Genomic DNA, 3699 nt, shown 5'->3' on the forward strand with positions numbered 1-3699 from the left:
GTCCGAGGAACGCAAGGCGGCTTCGATGCGCGCCCGCGTAGCCGGCTTCACGCTCGCCGGATCGTCAAAATATTTGGACAGCGTCGGCCGGGACACGCCACATGCCTGGGCGAAGTCGTCCATCGTGCGGTGTGTCTTCTCCGCCATCGATATATTCCAGATCCCCTGCCAACGATCGGCCCGCCGCCAGTCATGCGGCCGTTGACCGGATGCGACAATGCTCGACGGAACTTATTCAGTCAATTTTCACAGTTCCCAATAGAGCGCAAAAATATTGCATGCGTCAAATTATTTGTTAACGCTTCAAAAAATGGCGTCATGGCGAAAACTGACGCAGCTCGCCATTTTCCCGCCAACGCCTTCGGACGGCGCTGTTTCGTCGACTTCATCGTCAGTTCGACGACCAAGGGATAGCTGCAGAAGCTTGCCGCTCAGCCCTCGGCTACGCGCGTGCTTGCCAAATATCGCCATGCCGCCCATACACGGCTTGGAAATCGCCCCACCCGTTCGCCCCCACCTACCAAGGATGCCGTCCAATGTCCGTGACGCCGTGGTCAAAGCCGTGACGGATCACTCCACGCCATCGCTCGCCAGCCTGGGCTGGACCGAATTTTTCGGCGACCAGCTCGAGCCCGGCGATGCCAATCTTGTCCCGACGCGGATAGCCACCGTCCACCGCGACCGCCTGACCGGCCTGTCCCAGGCAGGGCCAGTCGATCTGACGCTGCCGGCGCAGGCGAACACCGGTGACTATGCCGTCGGCGACTGGGTGCTGGTCGACGGGCATGACCACCTTGTGCAGCGCCGCCTAACCCGCAAGACGGTGCTGGAACGCCGTACCCAAGGCGGCCGGGTGCCGCAGCTTGCCGCGGCCAATGTCGACACGCTGTTCATCGTCACCTCGTGCAATGCCGACTTCAATCCGGCCCGGCTCGAGCGTTATCTGGCGCTGGCCAACGAGGCCGGAACGACGCCAGTGATCCTGCTGACCAAGGCCGATACCGCTGAAGACGCCGAGACATATGCACGGCAGGCTGCCGCGTTGCAGCGTGGATTGCCGGTCGTGATGCTGAACCCCCGCACATCGGATGCGGCAACCGTCCTGGCTGCCTGGTGCGGTGTCGGCCAGACGGTGGCGCTGATCGGCTCCTCCGGCGTCGGCAAGTCGACGCTGGTCAACACGCTGGCCGGATCGGCGCAGCAATCGCCGCAACAGACCGCAGGCATTCGCGAGCACGATGCCAAGGGACGCCACACCACCACGTCGCGATCGCTGCACGCCATTGCCGGCGGCGGCTGGGTGATCGACACGCCGGGCATGCGGACGCTGCAGGTCAGCGACGTCGGCCATGGCATCGACACGCTGTTTGCCGAAATCACCGAGCTCGCGCCGCTGTGCAAGTTTCGCGACTGCACGCATGTGCATGAGCCGGGCTGCGCTGTGCAAGCCGCCTTGAAGGCAGGAACGCTCGATCCGGAGCGCCTTGCCCGCTGGCGCAAGCTGTCCGACGAAAACCAGAACAACACGCCGGTTCAGAGCGGCCCTCGCGGCGCCAAGTCTCCCGGCGGGCGTGGGAAGAGGCGTTGAGCCGCGAGGATCGGAGCGCTGGCGTCAGAGCCGCGCGGTACCGAAGATCCGATCCCAAAGTGCCGACGTAACACCGAAATTGGCCGTTTCGTCGATGTGATGATGCACGGCGTGGCGGCGCTTGAGCGTGTAGAGGTAGCTCGGATGACCGGGATGCCAGTGATGGATCATGTGGTGGATGCTGATGTACCAGAGGTATCCCAGCATCAACCCGCAGCTCACCGCGCTCGCGGTGGCGAAATCCGAGATCATCCATACTGGCAGGAACGCGACCAGTGCATGCACGCCGAGACTGAGCCAGGTCGGCGTGCCCACAGAACTGCGTTCCTCGACATGGTGACGGTCGTGCAGGTCCTTGATGTAAGGAATATGGTGAAGAACGAACCTGTGCAGCACATACTCGATCAGCGTCCAGAGGCCGAGACAGGCGAGGACCGTGCCGATCCAGCCTGGCGCACTCTCTTCGCCGGCCTCGAGCAGCCCAGCCACTGCCAGCACGGCGATCACCAGCGGATACACCACGAAGTCGCTGTAGTAGCCAATAAGACCGAGTTGCATCGTCACCTAGCCTTCGAGCCGCCAAATAAGCGATGGTATCAGATTGCCGGACTCGCGGGTGAGGTGCAATGCAGACGCAGCTGACATAGCGTCGCAATCCCTTAGTGCAAGGTTCGCGTCAACGATTCAAGGACCATCGGCAGGCTGCCGCCTTCGCAAACGGACGTTCAAAAATGGCAAAACGCAGTGCGGGATTGCTGATCTATCGCCGCAGCGACGGCGATCTCAGGGTATTGCTGGTTCACCCGGGCGGACCATTCTGGGCGAAGAAGGACGATGGTGCCTGGTCGATACCGAAGGGCCTCGTCGGCGAGGACGAGGACGAGTTGACGGCAGCGCAACGCGAGACCGAGGAAGAGCTCGGCATCAGGGTCAACGGCACCTTCGCTCGGCTTGGCGACTACAGGCAACCGGGCGGCAAGATCGTCTCGGGCTGGTCCGTCGAGGCGACCATCGACATCGATTTGGCCGCCATCAAGAGCAACAGCTTCACTATGGAATGGCCGCCAAGGTCAGGATCCCTGAAGGAATTCCCGGAGGTCGACAGAGCCGGCTGGTTCACCTTGCCCGAGGCCGAGGTGAAAATCCTCAAGGGGCAGCGCCCGATGCTTTTGGATTTTGCCAGGCAGCAAGGCGCCGGATGATCCGCAGCCTTCAGTAAGGCAGGCCGACATAGTTCTCGGCGAGCGCGGTCGATGCGGCACGCGACTGCACGAGATAGTCGAGCTCGGCCTCCTGGATGCGCTGGCCGAACTGGCCGGTGTCGGGAAAGCGGTGCAGCATCGTCGTCATCCACCAGGAAAAGCGCACCGCCTTCCAGACCCGTGCCAGCGCCTTGCCGGAATAGGCGTCGATGCCGGCCACCGATTTGTCCCGGTAGAAGTCGCGAAAACCGGCAGAGAGGTAGCGCACGTCGCTGGCGGCGAGGTTGAGGCCCTTGGCGCCGGTGGGCGGCACGATGTGGGCGGCATCGCCGACCAGGAACAACCTGCCGAAACGCAGCGGCTCGGCAACGAAGGAGCGCAGCGGCGCGATCGATTTCTCGAAGGATGGCCCGGTGACGACATTTGCGGCTGTCTGCTCCGGCAAGCGGCGGCGCAACTCGTCCCAGAAGCGGTCGTCGGACCACGCCTCGACGCGATCGTCCTGCGGGCATTGGACGTAGTAGCGGCTGCGATGCGTCGAGCGCATCGAGCACAGCGCAAAACCTCGCTCATGATTGGCATAGACCAGCTCGTGATCGGCCGGCGGCACTTCGGCCAGCACGCCGAGCCAGCCGAACGGATACTGCCGCTCGAAGATTTCTAGCGCACGCTCGGGCACCGATTTGCGGCTGACGCCGTGATAACCGTCACAGCCGGCAATGAAGTCGCAATCTATCCGATGCGTGACCCCATCCCGGTCATAGGTGACGAAAGGCGCGGCGCCGTCGAAATCGTGCAACGCGACATTTGCCGCCTCGTAAATCGTGGTCAGTCCTGCCGCATCGCGCTTGTCCATCAAATCGTGAGTCACCTCGGTCTGGCCATAGACGGTGACATGCCTGCCGCCGG

The 3699-nt window shown here is 62.9% G+C and carries 5 protein-coding genes; 2 read left to right on the forward strand and 3 right to left on the reverse strand.

All coding sequences use genetic code 11. The features are described from left to right. Positions 1-147, reverse strand: a 147-nt coding sequence (locus EN943_RS35920; RefSeq protein WP_164778569.1) for a LacI family DNA-binding transcriptional regulator, incomplete at its 3' end; no start/stop codon positions are given. Between the two features lie 379 nt (positions 148-526). Between EN943_RS35920 and rsgA the strand changes: the two genes are divergently transcribed. Next, positions 527-1588, forward strand: a complete 1062-nt coding sequence (gene rsgA / locus EN943_RS35925; protein ID WP_164778570.1) for a ribosome small subunit-dependent GTPase A — start codon at positions 527-529, stop codon at positions 1586-1588. 24 nt (positions 1589-1612) lie between these two features. Here rsgA and EN943_RS35930 read toward each other — a convergent pair whose 3' ends face one another. After that, complete coding sequence (locus EN943_RS35930; protein ID WP_127416486.1) at positions 1613-2146, reverse strand: sterol desaturase family protein; 534 nt, start codon at positions 2144-2146, stop codon at positions 1613-1615. Between the two features lie 173 nt (positions 2147-2319). Between EN943_RS35930 and EN943_RS35935 the strand changes: the two genes are divergently transcribed. Continuing rightward, on the forward strand, positions 2320-2790 hold the full coding sequence (locus tag EN943_RS35935; protein ID WP_127416487.1) for an NUDIX domain-containing protein: 471 nt from the start codon (positions 2320-2322) through the stop codon (positions 2788-2790). Positions 2791-2800: 10 nt separating this feature from the next. On the opposite strand, the gene EN943_RS35940 is transcribed toward EN943_RS35935, so the two are convergent. After that, positions 2801-3699 (reverse strand): 4-hydroxybenzoate 3-monooxygenase (locus EN943_RS35940; RefSeq protein ID WP_164778571.1); only part of this gene is annotated, 899 nt, incomplete at its 5' end.

The sequence above is a fragment of the Mesorhizobium sp. M7A.F.Ca.US.006.01.1.1 genome, from assembly GCF_003997935.1.
Taxonomy (GTDB): domain Bacteria; phylum Pseudomonadota; class Alphaproteobacteria; order Rhizobiales; family Rhizobiaceae; genus Mesorhizobium.

Excerpts from the sequence above, each read along its gene's own strand:
- rsgA (WP_164778570.1), top strand. The coding sequence starts at position 527 with ATGCCGTCCAATGTCCGTGACGCCGTGGTCAAAGCCGTGACGGATCAC.
- EN943_RS35930 (WP_127416486.1), bottom strand. The coding sequence starts at position 2,146 with ATGCAACTCGGTCTTATTGGCTACTACAGCGACTTCGTGGTGTATCCG.
- EN943_RS35935 (WP_127416487.1), top strand. The coding sequence starts at position 2,320 with ATGGCAAAACGCAGTGCGGGATTGCTGATCTATCGCCGCAGCGACGGC.